At 73.1% G+C, this 20,840-nt stretch carries 13 protein-coding genes and 1 pseudogene; all 14 read left to right on the top strand.

The annotated features are described in order from the left end of the window. Window positions 1-35: 35 nt before the first annotated feature. The 14 genes and pseudogenes from ACIBCA_RS33825 (at window position 36) to ilvN (ending at window position 20,780) form a co-directional block, all read left to right on the top strand. Entirely contained in the window at window positions 36-560 is a 525-nt protein-coding gene (locus ACIBCA_RS33825) for a TIGR00730 family Rossman fold protein (RefSeq protein ID WP_396286922.1), read from the top strand. A gap of 13 nt (window positions 561-573) precedes the next feature. Beyond that, window positions 574-1,263 carry an SDR family oxidoreductase gene (locus ACIBCA_RS33830; RefSeq protein WP_396286923.1) on the top strand — a complete coding sequence of 230 codons (690 nt, stop codon included), beginning with the start codon at window positions 574-576 and terminating at the stop codon, window positions 1,261-1,263. Between the two features lie 78 nt (window positions 1,264-1,341). Continuing rightward, a complete protein-coding gene (locus ACIBCA_RS33835; protein ID WP_396286924.1) occupies window positions 1,342-2,370 on the top strand; it encodes a methionine synthase in 1,029 nt (342 codons plus the stop codon). A 17-nt stretch (window positions 2,371-2,387) separates the two neighbouring features. Beyond that, entirely contained in the window at window positions 2,388-4,676 is a 2,289-nt protein-coding gene (gene ligA / locus ACIBCA_RS33840; protein WP_396286925.1) for an NAD-dependent DNA ligase LigA, read from the top strand. Between the two features lie 382 nt (window positions 4,677-5,058). After that, window positions 5,059-6,609 (top strand): annotated as a pseudogene (locus ACIBCA_RS33845) (putative bifunctional diguanylate cyclase/phosphodiesterase); the annotation flags it as partial. 583 nt (window positions 6,610-7,192) lie between these two features. Next, window positions 7,193-7,489, top strand: a complete 297-nt coding sequence (gatC, locus tag ACIBCA_RS33850; RefSeq protein WP_030057414.1) for an Asp-tRNA(Asn)/Glu-tRNA(Gln) amidotransferase subunit GatC — start codon at window positions 7,193-7,195, stop codon at window positions 7,487-7,489. A 29-nt stretch (window positions 7,490-7,518) separates the two neighbouring features. Continuing rightward, window positions 7,519-9,003 (top strand): Asp-tRNA(Asn)/Glu-tRNA(Gln) amidotransferase subunit GatA, encoded by a 1,485-nt coding sequence (gene gatA / locus ACIBCA_RS33855; protein WP_396286942.1) that lies wholly within the window; start codon window positions 7,519-7,521, stop codon window positions 9,001-9,003. Further along, window positions 9,000-9,239, top strand: coding sequence for a hypothetical protein (locus ACIBCA_RS33860; protein WP_396286926.1), 240 nt, complete (start codon window positions 9,000-9,002; stop codon window positions 9,237-9,239). Before gatA ends, ACIBCA_RS33860 begins: the two co-directional genes overlap by 4 nt. A gap of 247 nt (window positions 9,240-9,486) precedes the next feature. Next, window positions 9,487-10,998 (top strand): Asp-tRNA(Asn)/Glu-tRNA(Gln) amidotransferase subunit GatB, encoded by a 1,512-nt coding sequence (gatB, locus tag ACIBCA_RS33865; RefSeq protein ID WP_396286927.1) that lies wholly within the window; start codon window positions 9,487-9,489, stop codon window positions 10,996-10,998. A gap of 265 nt (window positions 10,999-11,263) precedes the next feature. Then, on the top strand, window positions 11,264-11,422 hold the full coding sequence (locus tag ACIBCA_RS33870) for a hypothetical protein (protein ID WP_396286928.1): 159 nt from the start codon (window positions 11,264-11,266) through the stop codon (window positions 11,420-11,422). 134 nt (window positions 11,423-11,556) lie between these two features. After that, the gene (locus ACIBCA_RS33875) at window positions 11,557-14,595 is read left to right on the top strand and encodes an AAA family ATPase (protein WP_396286929.1); all 3,039 of its coding nucleotides are present in this window, start codon (window positions 11,557-11,559) and stop codon (window positions 14,593-14,595) included. Between the two features lie 417 nt (window positions 14,596-15,012). Continuing rightward, window positions 15,013-18,033: an EAL domain-containing protein gene (locus ACIBCA_RS33880; RefSeq protein ID WP_396286943.1), complete on the top strand. Its 3,021-nt coding sequence runs from the start codon at window positions 15,013-15,015 to the stop codon at window positions 18,031-18,033. Window positions 18,034-18,369: 336 nt separating this feature from the next. After that, window positions 18,370-20,223, top strand: coding sequence for an acetolactate synthase large subunit (locus ACIBCA_RS33885; RefSeq protein ID WP_396286930.1), 1,854 nt, complete (start codon window positions 18,370-18,372; stop codon window positions 20,221-20,223). A 32-nt stretch (window positions 20,224-20,255) separates the two neighbouring features. Further along, the gene (gene ilvN, locus ACIBCA_RS33890) at window positions 20,256-20,780 is read left to right on the top strand and encodes an acetolactate synthase small subunit (protein ID WP_030286969.1); all 525 of its coding nucleotides are present in this window, start codon (window positions 20,256-20,258) and stop codon (window positions 20,778-20,780) included. Window positions 20,781-20,840 lie beyond the last annotated feature (60 nt).

The raw sequence follows: 20,840 nt of genomic DNA on the forward strand, positions 1-20,840 counted from the left end.
CGGCGGAGGGCGGGCGTGATAGACCGGTTCGCACTATGAATATCTGTGTCTTCTGCTCCGCGTACTCGCTCGACGACCGTTACACCGCTCCCGCCGCGGAGTTCGCACGGCTGTTGGGGGAGGGCGGGCACACGCTGGTGTGGGGCGGGTCGAACGCCGGGCTGATGGGGGTGCTGGCGGACGGGGTGAAGGCCGCCGGGGGCGGGCTCGTCGGGGTGATGGTGGAGATGCTGCGGCACAAGGCGTACGCGGGGGCGGACGAGCTGGTGTGGACGGCCGACCTCGCGGAGCGCAAGGCGGAGCTGGCGAACCGGGCCGACGCGATCGTGGTGCTGGTCGGCGGGCTGGGGACGCTGGACGAGGTCACCGAGGTGCTGGAGCTGAAGAAGCACGGCATGTTCGACAAGCCGGTCGTGGTGCTCGACACCGAGGGGTTCTACGGCGGCCTGCGCACCCAGCTCGAGCGGATGGACGCGGAGGGCTTCCTGCCCAGGCCGCTCGCCGAGCTGATCGCCTTCGCGGACACGCCCGCCGAGGTGTTCGCCCAGCTCAAGCCCTGAGAGGATCGGGACCATGGCTGCACATCTGATCACCGGCGCCGGCTCCGGCATCGGCGCCGTCCTGACCGAGCGACTCCAGGAGCGCGGGGAGGAGCTCTGGCTCCTCGCCCGCGACGCCCGGCGGGCCGCCCAGCTGCGCGAGCGGTTCTCCGGCGCGAAGACCCTGGTCGGCGACCTGGGGGACCCGGCGAAGCTCTCCTGGGCCTTCGGGCAGCAGCAGCTGCCCGTCCGGCTGGACTCCCTGCTGCACGTGGCGGGCGTCGTCGAACTGGGCCAGGTCGGCGAACTGCCGGTCAAGGCCTGGCAGGAGACGCTGAACGTCAACCTCGTCGCGCCCGCCGAGCTGACCCGGCTGATGCTGCCCTCGCTGCGCCTGGCCAAGGGGCACGTGGTGTTCGTCAACTCCGGCGCCGGGCTGAACGCCCACGCCGAGTGGTCGGCGTACGCGGCGAGCAAGCACGGGCTGCGCGCGCTCGCGGACTCGCTGCGGCAGGAGGAGCACGCGGGCGGCGTCCGCGTCACCACCGTGTACCCGGGGCGCACCGCCACCGCGATGCAGGTCAAGGTCCACCAGCAGGAGGGCAAGGAGTACGACGCCTCGCGCTTCATCGCCCCGGAGTCGGTGGCGAAGGCCGTCCTCGCCGCGCTGGACGCCTCGCGCGACGCGGAGATCACCGACATCACGGTCCGTCCGGGGCAGTGATCGCGTCCGGGGCAGTGATCACGGCCGGAGAAGTGATCGCGTCCGGAGAAGTGATCACGGCGCACTAGGCTCGGTGGGGTGAGCACCGAACACCCCTTCCCCGACCTGACCGGCGCCGCGACGGGCGTCGGCTCGCTGCCCGGCACCGACGCCCGGGAGGCGGCCAAGACCGCCACCGGGGCGTTGGAGCACCTGCCGTTCCTGCCCGAGCTGCCCGCCCGCGGCCCGGGCGCGGACATGATCGGCCGCAGCGCCGGTCTGCTGGTGGAGCTGTTCGCGCAGACCGAGCCCAGCGGCTGGCGCTTCGCCGACCGCCCCGGCCGGGACACCCGGCGGGCGCACTCCTGGCTCGGCGAGGACCTGGACGCCCTGGAGGAGTTCACCCAGGGCTACGAGGGCGCGCTCAAGGTGCAGGCGGTGGGCCCGTGGACGCTGGCGGCGAGCATCGAACTCAAGCACGGGGAGAAGGCGCTCGCCGACCCCGGCGCCTGCCGGGACGTCGCCGGCTCGCTCACCGAGGGTCTGCGCCGCCACCTGGCCGAGGTCCGCAGGCGCGTCCCGGGCGCCCAGGTGGTGCTGCAGCTGGACGAGCCGTCCCTGCCGGCCGTCCTCACGGGCGGGGTGAAGACCGCCAGCGGCTTCCAGCGGCTGCGCTCCGTCGACCGGCAGGTGGCCGAGGAGGCGCTGCGGGAGACGATCCGCGCCCTGGACGTGCCCGTGGTGGTGCACTGCTGCGCGCCCGAGGTGCCGATCCCGCTGCTGCGCCGGGCCGGGGTGGCCGGCGTCTCGCTGGACTTCTCCCTGCTCACGGACCGTTCCGACGACGATCTGGGCGAGGCCGTGGAGGCCGGTACGGCGATCCTGGCGGGCGTCGTCCCGGCCACGGAGCAGGCCGCTTCTCAATCAAGTGGGATGTCAGACCCTGCCGGTAGTGTCCAGGGTGTCAGGACCTTGTGGCGCAGGCTCGGGTTCGCTCCGGAGCTGCTGGGCCGTCGCGTGCTGGTGACGCCGACCTGCGGGTTGGCCGGGGCCTCCCCGGCCTACGCCCGCAAGGCGCTGTCGCTCGCGGCGCGGGCGGCGCAGAGCCTGGTGGACAACCCGGAATGAGACTGTAGGAGGCTTCGGTGACGGCTGTCGAGGGCTGGGAGGACGTCCCGGCGGAGGTGCGCAGGCGGCACGCCGAGCTGGCGGCGGAGATCACCGACCACCGCGCCCGGTACTACGAGCAGGACGCACCGACGGTCAGCGACGCCGAGTTCGACGCGCTGATGCGCGAGCTGGAGGGCGTCGAGGCCGAGCACCCGGCCCTGGTGACGCCGGACTCGCCGAGCCAGAAGGTCGGCGGCGCCCCCACCGCGCTGTTCGCGGAGGTGGAGCACCGGGAGCGGCTGCTCAGCCTGGACAACGCGATGGACGACGAGGAGCTCGGCGCCTGGGCGGACCGGGTCGCCACCGAGCTCCAGGGCATCGACTACCACTACCTGTGCGAGCTGAAGGTGGACGGCCTGGCCGTCAACCTCACCTACGAGAACGGCCAGTTGGTGCAGGCGGCGACGCGCGGCGACGGCCGCGTCGGCGAGGACATCACCGCCAACGTCCGCACCATCAAGGAGATCCCGCACCAGCTCAAGGGCGAGAACATCCCCGAGCTGGTGGAGATCCGCGGCGAGGTCTACTTCCCGACGGAGGAGTTCGACGCGCTCAACGCCTCCTTCGCGGAGGAGAACGAGCGCCGCCGGCAGGAGAACGAGGAGCGCGCCAAGGAGGGCAAGCGGCCCCGGGCGATGATCCGGCTGTTCATGAACCCCCGCAACGCCGCCGCCGGTTCGCTGCGCCAGAAGGACCCGCACGTGACCGCCTCCCGCCCGCTGCACATGGTGGTGCACGGCATCGGCGCCCGGGTCGGCTTCGACATCGACGACCAGTCGCACGCCTACCGGCTGCTGCACGACTGGGGCCTGCCCACCGCCCGGCACAACAAGGTGGTGGGGACGCTCGCCGAGGTCCGGGCCTTCATCGCGCACTTCGGCGAGCAGCGGCACTCGGTCGAGCACGAGATCGACGGCGTCGTGGTGAAGGTGGACGAGATCGCCCTGCAGGGCCGGCTCGGCGCCACCTCCAAGTCCCCGCGCTGGGCCATCGCCTGGAAGTACCCGCCGGAGGAGGTCACCGGCAAGCTGGCCGAGATCAAGGTCGGCATCGGCCGCACCGGCCGGGCCACCCCGTACGCGGTGCTGGCCGAGCCGGTGAAGGTGGCCGGCTCGATGGTGCAGTACGCGACGCTGCACAACCAGGAGATCGTCAAGGCCAAGGACGTGCTGCTCGGCGACACGATCGTGCTGCGCAAGGCCGGCGACGTGATCCCGGAGATCCTCGGCCCGGTCTACGACCTGCGGGACGGCACCGAGCAGGCGTTCGTGATGCCCTCGCACTGCCCGGAGTGCGGCACCGAGCTGCGCCCGATGGCCGAGGGGGACATCGACCTGCGCTGCCCGAACGCGCAGCTGTGCCCGGCCCAGATCCGGGAGCGGATCGCCTTCCTCGGCGGGCGCTCCTGCCTGGACGTGGAGGGGCTCGGCTACGTCGCGGCCACCGCGCTGACCCAGCCGCTGGCGCCGGCCGTGCCGCCGGTGCGCACCGAGGCCGACATCTTCGGCCTGACGGTCGAGGAGCTGCTGCCGATCACGGTGCTGGTGCGCGACCAGAAGTCGGGCATGCCCAAGCTGGACGACGAGACGGGCGAGGAGAAGCGGGTCACCTTCTTCGCGAACCTCAAGGGCGAGCCGAAGAAGAACACCCAGCTGCTGCTGGAGAACCTGGAGAAGGCGAAGGACCGCCCGCTGTGGCGCTTCCTCAACGGCCTCTCCATCCGGCACGTCGGCCCGGTGGCCGCGCAGGTGCTGGCCCGGGAGTTCCGCGACCTGGACGCGATCTTCGCCGCGACCGAGGAGGAGCTGGCCGCCGCCGAGGGCGTCGGCCCGACGATCGCCCGCTCGATCAAGGAGTGGTACCAGGAGGAGTGGCACCGGGAGATCCTGGAGAAGTGGCGCGCCGCCGGTGTCCGCTTCACCGAGGAGTTCGCCGACGAGGAGGAGGCGGAGCGCCCGCTGGAGGGCCTCACCGTCGTGGTGACGGGTACGCTCGCCGGCCACACCCGGGACGGCGCCAAGGAGGCGCTGACCTCTCGTGGCGCGAAGGTGACCGGATCGGTGTCGAAGAAGACCGACTTCGTGGTCGCCGGTGACAACCCCGGGTCCAAGTTCGACAAGGCTTCCCAGCTCGGCCTGCCGATCCTGGACGACGCCGGATTCGCCGTGCTCCTCGCGGACGGCCCCGCCGCCGCCCGCGCCCACCTGGGACTTCCGGAGCCGGAGGCTCCCGTCGCCCCGGAGGAGGCCCCCGCCGAGGGCTGACCCGGCGGACCCGGGGCCCGCGTGGCCGGATCCGGGTTGTTATCGTCCTGATGCAACGTCACCGGGTGCCGCTCCGTGAGAGCGGGCATTGTGTCACCGAGCGGCACCCGGTGTGTCAGCGCTTTTCCGGTTGTCCGAAAGTCTGCCCAGCGAGTTGACCCCGGCATACCCTGGAGCGCAACAGAGTGTCAGCAGGGGTGGGGGCACCGGCTGAGCCGGTGGCCCTCGGGGTCGCTCCATGCCCGGCAGCTGTCGGTACCGGCACGGTGCCTCACCTGAAGGCGGCCTGACGGGGCGGGCCCGACGGAGGACAGGGCTTATGGATCGTACGACCGGCGGCGCGCCCACACGCCCGCCGCAGGGGGTGGCGGGTGCGGTCCTGCTGCTCGGCGTGGTGCTGGCCGGAGCCGCGCCGCTCATCCCGCTGGCCGTCCTGGTCTACCGCTACGAACCCGAGTTGCTGCCGCTGTTCGCGGTGCCCCTGGCCGTGCTGGTCGCGGCCTGGCGGATCGCCCGTGACCGCGCCCGCGACCAACTGACCGACCCGCTCACCGACCTGCCCAACCGTCAGGCGTTACTCCTGGCCGCCCAGGAGGCGATCGCCGAGCGCGATGAAGGCGCCAGCGTCGGTCTGATACTGCTCGACCTCGACCGGTTCCGATCGCTCAACGACACACTCGGACATACGGCCGGCGACCGGCTTCTCGTTCACATCTCCCGCCGTCTCCACCGCGCCCTGCGCTCCGGAGGCCTCGCCGGCAGCGCCACCCGGGAGTCCATCGACGACGTCTTCGCGGGCCTGCCCCGGCACTACCGGCGCGGGCGGCCCATGGTGGCCCGGATGGGCGGCGACGAGTTCGCCGTCCTGCTGCCCGGCATCAACTGCCCCGACAGCCTGGAACGCGTCGCCAAGGCCCTGATCGCCGAACTCGCCGCCCCGATCCGCCTGGACGGGCTGCTGCTCGTCCTGGAGGCCACCGCCGGCGTCTGCGTCTACCCGCAGCACGCCCAGGACGCCGAAGCCCTGCTGCGCCGCGCCGACGTCGCCATGGGCCACGCCCAGCGCGGCTGCAGCGGCGTCGCCCAGTACGACGAGGCGCAGGACGTCGACACCCCGTACCGCATAGGGCTGTTGGGGGACCTGCGCCGGGCGCTGGAGGCGGGCGAGGTGCAGCTGCACTACCAGCCCAAGGTCGCCTTCGACGGCCGGGTGGTCGGCCTGGAGGCGCTGCTGCGCTGGGAGCGGCCCGGGCAGGGGAAGGTCTCGCCGGACGAGTTCGTCGGGCTCGCCGAGTCCAGCGGCCTGATGCCCCGGCTCACCGACTACGTGCTGGAGGCGGCGGTCGGCCAGCTCGCCGCCTGGCGCGACCAGGGCCTCCAGGTGCAGGTCGCGGTGAACGTCTCCCCGCGCGACGTGCTCAGCCCGGGCTTCGCCCAGCGCGTCGCCGGGCACCTGCTGCGCCACCGGGTGCCGGCCCACGCGCTCCAGCTGGAGATCACCGAGCGGCTGCTCCTGGACGACTCCCGCCGGGCCGCCGACACCCTCGCCGAACTGCGCGGCTACGGCGTCGGGATGTCCCTGGACGACTTCGGCACCGGGCACTCCTCGCTGGTGCGCCTGCGCAGCCTGCCGGTGGGGGAGTTGAAGATCGACCGCTCCTTCGTCTCCCGGATGGTCGCCGACGACCACGACGCCGCCGTCGTGCGCTGCTCGGTGGAGCTCGCCCACTCGCTGGGCCTGACCGTCGTCGCCGAGGGGGTGGAGGACGACGAGACCTGGGAGCGGCTGCACGGCCTGGGCGTGGACGCGGTGCAGGGCTGGCTGGTGTCGGCCGCACTGCCGGCCGAACAGGCCACCGCCTGGCTGCTGGTGCACCGCACCGCCACCCCGCCGTCCGTCGAGCGGCTGGGCGCGGCCCGGTGGGCGCAGCCGATCACCGGGCCCGTCCTGCCCCGGCCCGCCGTCCCGCAGGCCGCTGTCCCGCAGGCCGTCGTTCCGCAGGCCGTCGCGCCGTCCGTGCCGCAGCCGGCGCTGCCGGCGACGCTCCCGCCCGCGGCCAAGCCGATCGCACAGCCCGTCGCACAGCCCGCCGCGAAGCCCGTGATGCCGGTGATGCCGGTGATGCCGCCCGCCGCGAAGGCCGTCCCCAAGCCCGTCCCGCAGCCCGCCGTGCTGCCCCAGAGCGCCCCCGCGGCCCAGCCCCTGCCCGTGCAGCCGGGGCCCGTCAAGCCGATGCCCGTCCAGGCCGCGCACGCGCAGCACGTCCAGCACCCGCAGCTCGTCCAGCACGTGAAGGCGCTCCCGTCCGTGCCTCCGGGCGCGCAGAGTTGGGCGCACACCAGGCCCCAGTGACGCGGCCCCGGATCAACTCGTTGGCCGGTGGCCGGGCCGGGCCCCATAGGATGGGGTCCAAAGACCACGAGGACGGAGCGCCGAACCCGGCCGCTCCTGCCCGGGCCCGGCACGCCGGCAGGCGCCGCCGGGCCTCACCAGAACTCACCCTGAGGATCGCTGCATGCCTGGCATCACGCGCGAGGAGGTCGCCCACCTCGCCCGGCTGTCGCGTCTTGAGCTGAAGCCCGAAGAGCTGGACCACTTCGCCGAGCAGCTCGACGTGATCATCGGCGCGGTCGCCCGCGTTTCCGAGGTCGCCGGACAGGACGTACCGCCGACCTCCCACCCGCTCCCGCTGACGAACGTCATGCGTGCGGACGAGGTGCGGCCGTCGCTCACCCCGGAGCAGGCGCTGTCCGGCGCCCCCGCCGCCGAGGAGCAGCGTTTCCGTGTGCCGCAGATCCTCGGGGAGGACTGACCGAGATGACCGAGCTCATTCCCACTCCGATGATCAAGTGGACCGCGGCCGAGACCGCGAGCGCCATCGCCAAGGGCGAGGTGTCGGCCGTCGAGGTCGCGCAGGCGCACCTGGACCGCATCGACGCCGTCGACAAGAAGGTCAACGCCTTCCTGCACGTCGACACCGAGGGCGCCCTGGCCGCCGCCAGGGCCGTGGACGACAAGCGCGCCAAGGGCGAGGAGCTGGGCCCGCTGGCCGGTGTCCCGCTGGCGCTCAAGGACGTCTTCACGACCAAGGGCATCCCGACCACCTGCGGCTCCAAGATCCTCGAGGGCTGGGTGCCGCCGTACGACGCCACCCTGACCTCGCGGCTGAAGGACGCCGGCGTCGTCATCCTCGGCAAGACCAACATGGACGAGTTCGCGATGGGCTCCTCCACCGAGAACTCCGCCTACGGCCCGACCGGCAACCCGTGGGACCTCACCCGCATCCCCGGCGGATCCGGCGGCGGTTCGGCCGCCGCGCTGGCCGCCTTCGAGGCCCCGCTGGCCATCGGCACCGACACCGGCGGCTCGATCCGCCAGCCCGGCGCCGTCACCGGCACCGTCGGCGTGAAGCCGACCTACGGCTCGGTCTCCCGCTACGGCCTGGTCGCGTTCTCCTCCAGCCTGGACCAGGGCGGCCCGTGCGCCCGTACGGTGCTGGACGCGGCGCTGCTGCACGAGGCCATCGCCGGCCACGACCCGCTGGACTCCACCTCGATCGACGCGCCCGTCCCGGCCGTGGTCGAGGCCGCGAAGATGCGCGACATCCGCGGCATGCGGATCGGCGTCGTCAAGGAGTTCGCGGGCGAGGGCTACCAGGCCGGCGTCATGCAGCGCTTCAACGAGTCGGTGGAGCTGCTGCGCGAGCTGGGCGCCGAGGTCGTCGAGGTGTCCTGCCCGTCGTTCACCCTGGCGCTGCCGGCGTACTACCTGATCGCGCCGAGCGAGTGCTCCTCCAACCTGGCCCGCTTCGACGCCATGCGCTACGGCCTGCGGGTCGGCGACGACGGCACGCGTTCGGCCGAGGAGGTCACCGCGCTGACCCGCGAGGCCGGCTTCGGCGACGAGGTCAAGCGCCGCATCATCCTGGGCACCTACGCGCTCTCCTCGGGCTACTACGACGCCTACTACGGCTCGGCCCAGAAGGTCCGCACGCTGATCTCGCGCGACTTCGACACCGCCTTCGCCGGCGTGGACGTGCTGGTCTCCCCGACCACGCCGACCACCGCCTTCCCGATCGGCGAGCGCGCCGACGACCCGATGGCGATGTACCTGGCCGACCTGTGCACGATCCCGTCCAACCTGGCGGGCAACGCGGCCATGTCGCTGCCGGTCGGCCTCGCCCCGGAGGACAATCTCCCGGTCGGCCTGCAGATCATCGCGCCCGCGATGGCGGACGACCGCCTGTACCGCGTGGGCGGCGCCGTCGAGGCCGCACTCAACGACAAGTGGGGGCACACCCTGCTGGAGGAGGCACCGGCACTGTGAGCAGGATCGAGAAGGCCAAGGGTTGGAAGCACTCCAAGCCCGGGCTCTGGCTGTCCATCGGCACCAGCGCGTTCGGCGCGATCTCGGTGGTCAAGGACGTCCGCAAGGCCCGCGAGGAGAGCGACGCCCTCAAGCTGGTCAACGCCCTGGTCGGCGCCGCCGCGCTGATCACCGGCACCGCCCTGCTGGTGCGCGAGCTGCGCCGGCTGGGTGACGACGACGTGCTGCTGGGCTGAGCGGAAGCTGAGCGCCCGGGCGTGTCTTGTGGGTTTTGTCGGATCAGGCCGCGGCGTTGGGGTGCGTGCATCGCAAGGCGGAGGAGGGAGCCACTGCGGAGCATTGGCGACCGACGACAACGCGGCGAGGTGCGTGCCCCGGCGGCGCGGCCCCGGCAAGGACCCGCAAGACACGCCCTGAGCCCGGCCGCCCATCGCGTGGCGGCCGGGCCCGTACCTCCCAAGTCTTTAGTTGAGAAGGGACGCTGTGAGCGTCATGAACCTGGTCTCCTACGAGGACGCTCTCGCGTCGTACGACCCGGTGATGGGCCTTGAGGTCCACGTCGAGCTCGGTACCAAGACCAAGATGTTCTGCGGTTGCTCGACCGAGCTGGGCGCCGAGCCGAACAGCCAGACCTGCCCGACCTGTCTGGGTCTGCCGGGCTCGCTGCCGGTGGTCAACGCGGTGGGCGTGGAGTCGGCCGTCAAGATCGGCCTGGCGCTGAACTGCGAGATCGCCGAGTGGTGCCGGTTCGCGCGGAAGAACTACTTCTACCCGGACATGCCCAAGAACTTCCAGACCTCGCAGTACGACGAGCCGATCGCCTTCAACGGCTACCTCGACGTGCAGCTGGAGGACGGCTCGACCTTCCGCGTGGAGATCGAGCGCGCCCACATGGAGGAGGACACCGGCAAGTCCAGCCACGTCGGTGGCGCCACCGGTCGCATCCACGGCGCCACCCACTCGCTGCTCGACTACAACCGGGCCGGCATCCCGCTGATCGAGATCGTCACCAAGCCGATCGTCGGCGCGGGCGAGCGCGCCCCCGAGGTCGCCAAGGCGTACGTGGCCGAGCTGCGCGAGGTCATCAAGTCCCTGGGCGTCTCCGAGGCCCGCATGGACAAGGGCCAGATGCGCTGCGACGTCAACCTGTCGCTGCGCCCGAACGGCACCGAGACCTTCGGCACCCGCTCGGAGACCAAGAACGTCAACTCCCTGCGCAGCGTGGAGCGGGCCGCCCGCTTCGAGATCCAGCGCCACGCCACCGTCCTGACCGACGGCGGCACCATCATCCAGGAGACCCGTCACTTCCACGAGGAGGACGGCTCCACGACCTCGGGCCGCATCAAGGACAACGCCGAGGACTACCGCTACTTCCCCGAGCCGGACCTGGTGCCCGTGGCCCCGGCCCGCGCCTGGGTGGAGGAGCTGCGCGCCGAGCTGCCCGAGCTGCCGCGGGTGCGCCGCGCCCGGCTGCAGGCCGAGTGGGCGCTGTCCGACAAGGACATGCAGGCGGTGCTCAACGCCGGTGCGGTGGAGCCGATCCAGGAGACCATCGCGGCCGGCGCCCCCGCCGACCAGGCCCGCAAGTGGTGGATGGGCGAGCTGGCCCGCCGAGCCAACGAGACCGGCACCGAGCTGAGCGAGCAGCCGATCACCCCGGCACAGGTCGCCCGGGTCGCCGCGCTGGTCGCCGAGGGCAAGCTGAACGACAAGCTGGCCCGTCAGGTCATCGAGGCCGTGCTGGCCGGCGAGGGCGAGCCGGACGAGGTCGTCGAGAAGCGCGGCCTGGCCGTCGTCTCGGACGACTCCGCGCTGGGAGCGGCCGTCGACCAGGCCATCGCCGAGAACGAGGCGATCGCCGCCAAGATCCGCGACGGCAAGGTCGCCGCGGTGGGCGCGCTGGTCGGCGCGGTCATGAAGGCGACCCGGGGCCAGGCGGACGCGGCGCGCGTCAAGGACCTGATCCTGGAGCGGCTCGCCGCGGAAGGACAGTAAGCACAGCCTGGAGAAGCTCGGCGCTGCCTGACTCTCAGGCCGTCTTTCTAAGGCACCTAAGGCGCCTAAGGCCCTCTTAGCAAGGTCTAAGGCCCGGTTTCACCTCCGTAAGGGGGTGGGACCGGGCCTTTGCCGTACCCGGGGTGCCCGTCTAAGGCATCCGGCCTTCGAAACATGGGTCACGCTCCCGATGTGGCACCCCCATCTGGGAGAGGAAGCTCTTACATGTCAGGGAAACGCAGTGAAACCCACAAGGGGAACAGAAGTGATCGAGTACCAGCTCATCCAGCAGCAGGCCCACGAGCTCGCCGACCGCGCCGAGCACGACCGCCTGGTCCGCGAGGCCAAGCAGGCCGGCCGCCTTCGGCGCCGTCCGGTGGCCTCCCGCTTCGCGCGGCGCCCGGTCAAGCAGACCGCGTGCTGACGGCAAGGCACCGTGAAGGTGCCGCCGAGGTTCCGGAGGGGGAGGCGCAGCCGAAAGGCGCCTCCCCCTCCGGGCGTTCGCGGCAGGAGATAACCCCTCTCACCAGTGGCTCCGGCTATGGCATGCTCGCCTCCATGCAGCAGATATCGGTGAGTCCCGTCTTCGTAGGCCGTGGCAGCGAGATCACCGACCTGACCGGTGCGCTGCGCCGGGCGGGCTCCGGCAGCCCGCAGGCCGTCCTGATCGGCGGCGAGGCCGGCGTGGGCAAGACCAGGCTGCTGGAGGAGTTCCTGCGCAGGGCCGCGGACGGCGGGGCGGTCACCACGCTCGGCGGCTGCCTGGAGGTCGGCGCCGAGGGGCTGCCGTTCGCGCCGCTGGCTTCCGCGCTGCGCCGGCTGTACCGCGCGCTGGGCGCCGAGCTGGAGAGCGCGGCGGCGGGCAGCGAGGGCCATCTCGCCCGGCTGCTGCCGGAGTTCGGCGAGGCGGACGGCGAGCCGAACGACGAGTACGGCCGGGCCCGGCTGTTCGAGCACACCGCGAGGTTGTTCGAACGGCTCGGCGCGGACCGTACCCTCGTCCTCGCCGTCGAGGACCTCCACTGGTCCGACCGTTCCACCCGGGAGCTGTTCGCCTTCCTGGTGCGCACCCTGCACAGCTCCCGGGTGCTCCTGATCGGCACCTACCGCACCGACGACCTGCACCGCCGTCACCCCCTGCGGCCCTTCCTGGCGGAGCTGGAGCGGGTGCGCACCGTCCAGCGGATGGAGCTGGACCGGTTCCGCCGCCGCGAGGTGGCCGCCCAGCTGGCGGGCATCCTCGGCACCGGCACCCCCGATCAGCAGCTGGTGGACCGCGTCCACCGGCGCTCCGAGGGCAACCCCTTCTTCGTCGAGGAGCTGGCCACGGCCTTCCACGACGGCTGCGGCGCCGGGCTGCCCGACTCGCTGCGCGACATGCTGCTGGTGCGGGTCGAGAGCCTCGGCGAGGACGCCCAGCGGGTGGTGCGGATCGCCGCCGAGGGCGGCTCGAAGGTCGAACACGCCCTGCTGGCCTCCGTCCTGGCCGACGACGAGGACACGCTGATCGAGTCCCTGCGGGCGGCCGTCGGCGCCAACATCCTGCGCCTGGACGCGGACGGCGAGGGCTACCGGTTCCGGCACGCCCTGGTCCGCGAGGCCGTCTCGGACGACCTGCTGCCGGGCGAACGGCACCGGATCAACCGCAAGTTCGCGCTCGCCGTGGAGGCGCAGCCGCAGCTGGTGCGCGCCGACGCACTGGCGGCCCGGCTGGCCAACTACTGGTACCACGCGCACGATCCGGCCCGTGCCCTGCCGACGGCCCTGGACGCCGCGCGGGCGGCCCGCCGCCGCAACGCCTTCGCCGAGCAGCTCGGCATGCTGGAGCGGGCGCTGGAGCTGTGGGACTCCGTCTCGGAGGAGGTGCTGGCGAACACCCTGCGGCCGTACGACTGGGCGGAGACCTATCCGCCCGGCTCCTGCGACCAGGACGCGGACGACTGCGAGAGCATCCAGCTGGTCGACGTGCTGGCGGAGGCGGTGGTCGCGGCCCGGCGCTGCGGCGACCGCGAGCGCGGCCTGAGCCTGGCCAAACGGGCCCTGAAGCTGGTCGACGAAGCCGTGCACCCGATGCGCGCGGCGTGGTTCCGGATGAACCGGGCCCGGCTGCTGGACACCCTGCTGCGCCCCGGCGCGGACGAGGAGATCGCGCACGCGCTGCGGCTGGTGGAGGGCAGGAAGCCGTCCGCCGTGCAGGCCGAGGTGTTCTCGCTCAGCGCCGGCCGGGCGCTGTACCGGGGCCCGGGGCCCGAGGACATCGAACTGGCCGAGCGGGCGATCCGGATCGCCGAGGAGGTCGGCGCGCACCAGGTGGAGGTCCACACCCGGATGACGCTGGGCCACCTGCGCTACGACATCCTCGGCGACATCGAGGGCGGGGAGGCCGAGCTGACCGGGGCGGTCGAGCGGGCCCGCCGCCTCGGTGTGCCGGACCTGCTGCTGCGCGGCCTCAACAACCTCGCCAACATGCGGCGCGAGCTGGGCCGGCCCGAGGAGGCCGTCGAACTGGCCAGGGAGGGCCTGGAGTTCGCGGACGGCAACGGGCTGCTGCGCAACATCGGCTCCGTCCTGGCCAGCAACCTCATCGAGGCGCTGATCGACCTCGGCCGGCTGGAGGAGGCCGCAGAGGTGCTGGCCTCGGCCGAGAGCTCGGGCCTGGCCGGCGGCAACGCCGAGCTGGAGCGGATGCGCGGGGACCTCGCCCGCCTCGCCGGCGACCTCACCGGCGCGGCCGAGGCCCTCGCGCGGGCCCGGGCGGCCGTGGGCGCCGACGACGGGCACCGGGCGGTGTCGATCACCCGGCTAGCGGTGGCGCTGGCCGCGCAGGCCGGCCGGCCGCTGGAGGCCCGGGCCGAACTGCTCGGCTCACTGGCGGGGGAGGGGCTGCTCGGCTTCGAGACGGACGTGTACCCGCTGCTGGTCGAGGGCGCCGCGGTGGAGGCCGACAGCCGGGGCCTGCCCGCGGCCGACGAAGGCCGGGCCGCTGCGGTGGCCGCGATCGCCGCCGCCGCGGGAAGGCTGCGCCGCCGGGCGCCGCTGCACCACGGCTGGGCCCGGCTGCTGGAGGTCGAGCTGGCCCGGGTCGAGGGGGCGGACAGCCCCGAGCAGTGGGCGGAGGCCGTCGCGCTGCTGCGGCCGACCGGGCTGCCGTACCCGCTGGCGCTGGCCCTGCTGCGGGCCGGTGAGGCGGAGCTGCTGGCCGGGCGGCGCGAGGGCGCGGCCGAACTGCTGCGCGAGGCGGGCGAACTGGCGTCGGTGCGGGGTGACCGTCCGCTGGCGGCGCAGATCGCCGGGCTGGCCGAGCGGGCCGGGCTGGACCTGGCGCCCGCCGGGCCGTCGGTGCCGGCGGCCCGTCCGGAGCCGGCCGCCGGGGACTCCTTCGGGCTCACCCCCCGTGAGCGGGACGTGCTTCGACTTCTCGCGCGGGGCTGGACGAACCGTCAGATCGCCGAGGAACTGTACATCTCTCCGAAGACCGCAAGCGTGCACGTGTCCAACATCCTCGGAAAGCTGGGGGTCGCGGGCCGGGGAGAGGCCGCCGCACTGGCGCACCGGCTGCGGTTGTTCCCGGACGACCTGTCCCTCGCCGGAGGCTGAGCGCACCCCCCGCAGGGCCCGCGACCTGCGGGGACGGGGCGGGCCCCGGCGTTCGAGCGCCGGGGCGTGCACCCGTGCGCGCCGCGTGAGCCCCTCCCCGTGCGCCTCCGCCAACCGGGCCGATCCGTTGGAATCGGCGGACTCACCCAACGCACACGCCATTACTCTAAGTTGAATGTGCGTGTCATTGAGTGACGGAATTGGTGTAGGGTCCCGACCGGGCCGGGGTGCCACGTCCCGGGCCGGAGGGGGAGAGGTCCAGTGAGCTCCACCGATACGGTGCTGCCCGGAGCCGGACGCCCGGGCCCACCGACGATCGATGAGTCCGCGCCCGTCGACGCGTCCGCACCCGGCCTGCCCGGGCCCGGTCAGGCCGGGTGCCCCGGGTCGCCGGGCCGGCTCCGGGCCGGCCGCGCTCTGCCCGGGCTCGCCCTCGGCGGGCTCTGCCTCGCCTATGCCGTCGGTGCCTCCGCCGGCTGGGGATCACGCCAACTCTCCATCTTCATGGGCGACTTCGGCCTGGCCGCCGCCGCCCTCGCCGCCGCGCTCTCCTGTCTGGTGTACGGCTGCACCGTCGGCGGGCATGCCCGCCCCGCCTGGCTGCTGTTCGGCCTCTCCTCGCTGATGGTCGCCTTCGGCAACGGCACCTGGGGCTGGTACGAACTCGTCGTCCGCCGCCCGCTCCCGCAGGACTCCCTCGCCGAGTACGCCTTCCTGCTGTTCGCCCCGCTCGCCATCACCGGCGTCCTCGTCCTCGCCCAGCACCCCCGCTCGGCGGCCGGCTGGCTCTGCCTGCTGCTCGACGGCTGGCTGATCGCCGGCTCCCTGTTCACCCTCAGCTGGAGCCTGGCGCTGGGCCGGATCGCGGCCGGCGAGGACGGCTCCCCGCTGCGCATCGCCCTCAGCCTGGCCTACCCGGTGCTGGACATCCTGCTGGTCAGCCTGGTCGTGGGCCTGCGCTTCGGCGGCCGGGACGGCAACCGGGCCGCCGTGCACACCGCGATGGTCGCGCTCGCCGTCACCGTGCTCTGCGACGCCCTGTTCACCTCGCCCGAGCTGCGCAACAGCTACCACTCCGGCGAACTCCTGGACGCCGGCTGGTTCTCCGGCAGCCTGCTGCTCGCCTGGGCGCCCTGGTCCTCCCGCTGGCGCCGCCCGCTGCGCGAGCACCCCTCGGCCGGGGGCCTGCCGCGCCGCCGGGTCGCCACCACCTTCAGCGCGCTCACCCCGTACGCGGCCGCCGCCGTCTGCACGGCCGGCATCCTCTACAACGCCCTCGGCGGCCGGGAGCTGGACCGGGTGGTGGCCGCCGCCGCGTGCACCGTCGGCCTGGCGCTGATCCTGCGCCAGGGCGTCATGCTGCTCGACAACCTCTCGCTGGCGCAGGAACTCGCCCACAAGGAGTCGCACTTCCGCTCCCTGGTCCAGGGCTCCAGCGACGTCATCATGATCGCCGGGGCCAACGGCGTCCTCTCGTACGTCTCCCCGGCCGCGCTCGGCGTCTACGGGCGGGACCCGGAGGAACTCGTCGGCGGCAACCTGCTGGACCTCGTCCACCACGAGGACGTGGACCGGGTGCTCTCCGAGGTCCGCCGCTACCTCGCCCGGGTGCGGCTGACCGCCCACCGCAGCCCCGGCACCGCCGAGCCCTCCGCCCGCGTCGAGTGCCGGATCAGCTCCGGCGACGGCGAGTGGCTGCACGTGGAGTCCACCGTCAGCCGGCACCGCGACGGCCTCATCCTCAACAGTCGGGACGTCACCGAACGCGTCATGCTCCAGGCCCAGTTGCAGCACAACGCCTTCCACGACCCGCTCACCGACCTGCCCAACCGGGCGCTGTTCACCCAGCGCCTGCGCGCCGCCCTCGGCGCCCGCGGCCAGCAGGGCCCCGCGCCCGCCGCCCCCGACCACGGCCGGCCCGGCGCCGGCGTCGCGGTGCTCTTCCTCGACCTCGACGGCTTCAAGGCCGTCAACGACACCGCCGGCCACCAGGTCGGCGACGAACTGCTCGTCCAGGCCGCCCGCCGCCTCCAGGGCGCCGTGCGCTGCGGGGACACCGTCGCCCGCTTCGGCGGCGACGAGTTCGCCGCCCTGGTCTGCGGCCCGCTCGGCCGCCTCCAGGTCCAGGAGCTCGCCGACCGGCTGCGCGTCGCCCTCTCCGAGCCGTACTGGATCGGCGGCACCGAACTCAGCGTCGCCGCCAGCATCGGCATCGCCTTCGGCACCCCCGAACGCGGCCCCGCCGCCGACCCCCGCGCCGCCGCCGACGAGCTGATGCGCAACGCCGACCTCGCGATGTACCGCGCCAAGTCCGAGGGCAAGGGCCGCGTCGTGCTCTACAGCCCCGCCATGCGCGCCGACCTGGAACGCCGCAGCGAACTGGAGGACCGGCTGCGCCTGGCCGTCCGCGAGGGCGGGTTCACCCTGCTCCACCAGCCCGTCGTGGACCTGGTCAGCGGCTCCGTCGTCGGCGTCGAGGCCCAGGCCCGCTGGCGCTCGGCGGGCGGACTGCTGCTCACGCCCGCCGAGTTCCTGCGCTCCGCCGAGCACGGCGACGCCGCCGCCCGCTTCGCCCGCTGGCTCGTCCACGAGGCCGTCGCGGCCGCCGCCGACCGCCGCGACCTGCCCGGCAGGGGCCGGGGCACGCTCCCGCCCCCGCCCGTCCCGGTGGCCGTGCGCCTGTCCGCCGAGCGGCTCTGCACCCCCGGCCTGTACGAGACCGTCGCCGCCGCCCTGCGCGACAGCAGGCTGCCCGCCGGGGACCTCGTCATCGAGGTGGCCAGGATGGGCCCCGACGCGCTCGCCGACGAACTCGGCCGCCGCCTCGCCGCCCTGCGCCGCCTGGGCGTCTCCACCTGGCTGGCCGGCTACGGCGCCGGCAGCGGCTCGCTCGGGGCCCTGGCCCGGCTCCCCTTCGACGGGCTCAAGCTGGACCGCACCCTCGTCCAGGACCTCGGCGAGTCCGCCGTCGGCCGCACCCTCGCCGGGCACGCCCTCAGGCTCGGCCGCGACCTCGGGATGTCCACCGCCGCCGAGGGCGTGGACCTGCCCCGCCAGGTGGCCGCCCTCCAGGAGCTGGGCTGCCGACGGGCCCAGGGCTCGGCCTTCGCCCCGCCTCTGGACGAGCCCCGGCTGCGCCGCGCCCTGGCCCGCCGCGGCTACCCCCTTCCCGGGCCCGTCCCGGGTCACATCCCCGGGTCGCTGCCGAACCCGCCGGGGCCGGTCGCCCCGCGCCGCCCGACGGCCCCGACGGCGGCCCCGGGAGTGGCCCCGGGAGTGGCCCCGGGAGTGGCCCCGGACACCCGGACGAGTGGCCGCGGGGAGCCCGGGCCCGGACGTGTCGCACATCACCACGGGCCCTCCGACCTGCCCGAACACCGTGCCGCGACCGGTCCGGGAGCGGGTCCGCATGGCGAGACGGTCATCCCACCTGCTTGACACGCGACCCCGCAGCGGAGGAAGGTCGTTGCCATGCGCACCCGAATTCTCGTACTTGGCGGGCGCGTCGGCTGAGCGGGCTTCCACGCCCTGCTTGTGACAGACCGACGCGCCACCCCTCGCATGCCCTTGGCACGAGGGGTTTTTTGTTGCACCGACGCTGTTCGAACCCCGCAATACCCCAGCCTCGACCGCCCGATCCGTCCCGATTCGAGAGATTCGGTAGCGGAGGGAGGGAGGATCGAGGTAGAGCCGGCGATCGGCCCGACCGGGACCCCACCCTCGCACCACCGGGGCCCGAATCCGGGCCGGCGAAACCCGAGAAGAGACAGGCAGATGACCGAGCACGCCGCATCCCCCCGCCGCGGGGACAACACGGCCGCCCACGCTCCCGCTCCCCAGCACGTCGTCGAGACCATGACCGGCGCCCAGTCGCTCATCCGCTCGCTGGAGGCCGTCGGCGCGGACACCGTCTTCGGCATTCCGGGCGGGGCCATCCTTCCCGCGTACGACCCGCTCATGGACTCGGTCAAGGTCCGCCACATCCTGGTCCGCCACGAGCAGGGCGCCGGCCACGCCGCCACCGGCTACGCGCAGGCCACCGGCCGCGTCGGCGTCTGCATGGCCACCTCGGGCCCCGGCGCCACCAACCTGGTCACCCCGATCGCCGACGCCTACATGGACTCCGTGCCGATCGTCGCGATCACCGGCCAGGTCGCCTCCAAGGCCATCGGCACCGACGCCTTCCAGGAGGCGGACATCTGCGGCATCACGATGCCGATCACCAAGCACAACTACCTGGTCACCGACCCGTCCGAGATCCCCCGGGTCATCGCCGAGGCGTTCCACATCGCCGCCACCGGCCGCCCCGGCCCCGTCCTCGTCGACATCGCCAAGGACGCCCTGCAGGCCACCACCACCTTCCGCTGGCCGGTCGAGCCCGCGCTGCCCGGTTACCGACCGGTCACCAAGCCGCACGCCAAGCAGATCCGCGAGGCCGCCAAGCTGCTGGTCGCCGCCAAGCGCCCGGTGCTGTACGTCGGCGGCGGCGTCGTCAAGGCGCGGGCGACGGCCGAGCTGCGCATCCTCGCCGAGCTCACCGGCGCCCCGGTCGTCACCACCCTGATGGCGCTGGGCGCCTTCCCGGACAGCCACCCGCAGCACCTGGGCATGCCCGGCATGCACGGCTCCGTCCCGGCCGTCACCGCGCTGCAGAAGTCCGACCTGCTGTTCACCCTCGGCGCCCGCTTCGACGACCGCGTCACCGGCAAGCTGGACGGCTTCGCCCCGCACGCCAAGGTCGTCCACGCCGACATCGACCCGGCCGAGATCGGCAAGAACCGCCCGGCGGACGTGCCGATCGTCGGCGACGCCCGCGAGGTGCTGGCCGACCTGATCGTCGCCGTCCAGGCCGAGTTCGACGCCGGCCACAAGGGCGACTACGCGGACTGGTGGGAGAAGCTCGACGAGTGGAAGCGCACCTACCCGCTCGGCTACGAGCCGGCCCCGGGCGGTCAGCTCTCCCCGCAGCAGGTCATCGAGCGCATCGGCCAGAAGGTCGGCCCGGACGCGATCTACGCGGCGGGCGTCGGCCAGCACCAGATGTGGAGCTCGCAGTTCATCCGGTTCGAGAAGCCCGGCACCTGGCTCAACTCCGGCGGCGCCGGCACCATGGGCTACGCCGTCCCGGCCGCGATGGGCGCCAAGGCGGGCCGCCCCGAGACGGCCGTCTGGGCCATCGACGGCGACGGCTGCTTCCAGATGACCAACCAGGAGCTGGTCACCTGCGCGCTGAACGGCATCCCGATCAAGGTCGCCGTCATCAACAACGGCTCGCTGGGCATGGTCCGGCAGTGGCAGACGCTGTTCTACAACCAGCGCTACTCCAACACCGTGCTGCACGCCGGCCCCGACCACGACGGCATCGAGCCGCCGGCCCAGGGCACCCGCATCCCCGACTTCGTCAAGCTCTCCGAGGCGATGGGCTGCGTCGGCCTGCGCTGCGAGCGCCCGGAGGACCTGGACGCGGTGATCGAGCAGGCGATGGCGATCGACGACCGCCCGGTGGTCATCGATTTCATCGTCCACCAGGACGCCATGGTCTGGCCGATGGTCGCGGCCGGCACCTCCAACGACGAGATCCAGTTCGCCAAGGGCGTCCGGCCCGACTTCGGCGACGATCTCGACTGAAACCCCTGCCCAGTACGACTGAGGAACGCCACATGTCCAAGCACACCCTCTCCGTCCTGGTCGAGAACAAGCCCGGCGTGCTCGCCCGCATCGCCGCCCTGTTCTCCCGACGGGGCTTCAACATCGACTCCCTCGCCGTCGGCCCGACCGAGCACCCGGACGTGTCCCGGATGACGATCGTGGTCAACGTCGAGGACCTCCCGCTGGAACAGGTCACCAAGCAGCTCAACAAGCTCGTGAACGTGATAAAGATCGTCGAACTCGACCAGTCCGCTGCGATCCAGCGGGAACTGGTCCTGGTGAAGGTCCGCGCCGACAACGAGACGCGGTCGCAGATCGTCGAGATCGTCCAGCTGTTCCGTGCCAAGACCGTCGACGTGTCGCCCGAAGCGGTGACCATCGAGGCCACCGGCAGTTCGGACAAGCTGGAGGCCATGCTCCGGATGCTGGAGCCTTACGGCATCAAGGAGTTGGTCCAGTCCGGCCTGGTCGCCATCGGCCGCGGCGCGCGCTCCATCACGGACCGCTCGCTGCGCGCCCTCGACCGCAGCGCCTAGCCCCGCACGGCGCGCGCTGTCTCACCCTTCGAAGCAACGACCCAAACCCCGCCCTGGGCC

The sequence above is a fragment of the Kitasatospora sp. NPDC051170 genome, assembly GCF_044455705.1.
In the GTDB taxonomy this organism is placed as follows: Bacteria; Actinomycetota; Actinomycetes; order Streptomycetales; family Streptomycetaceae; genus Kitasatospora.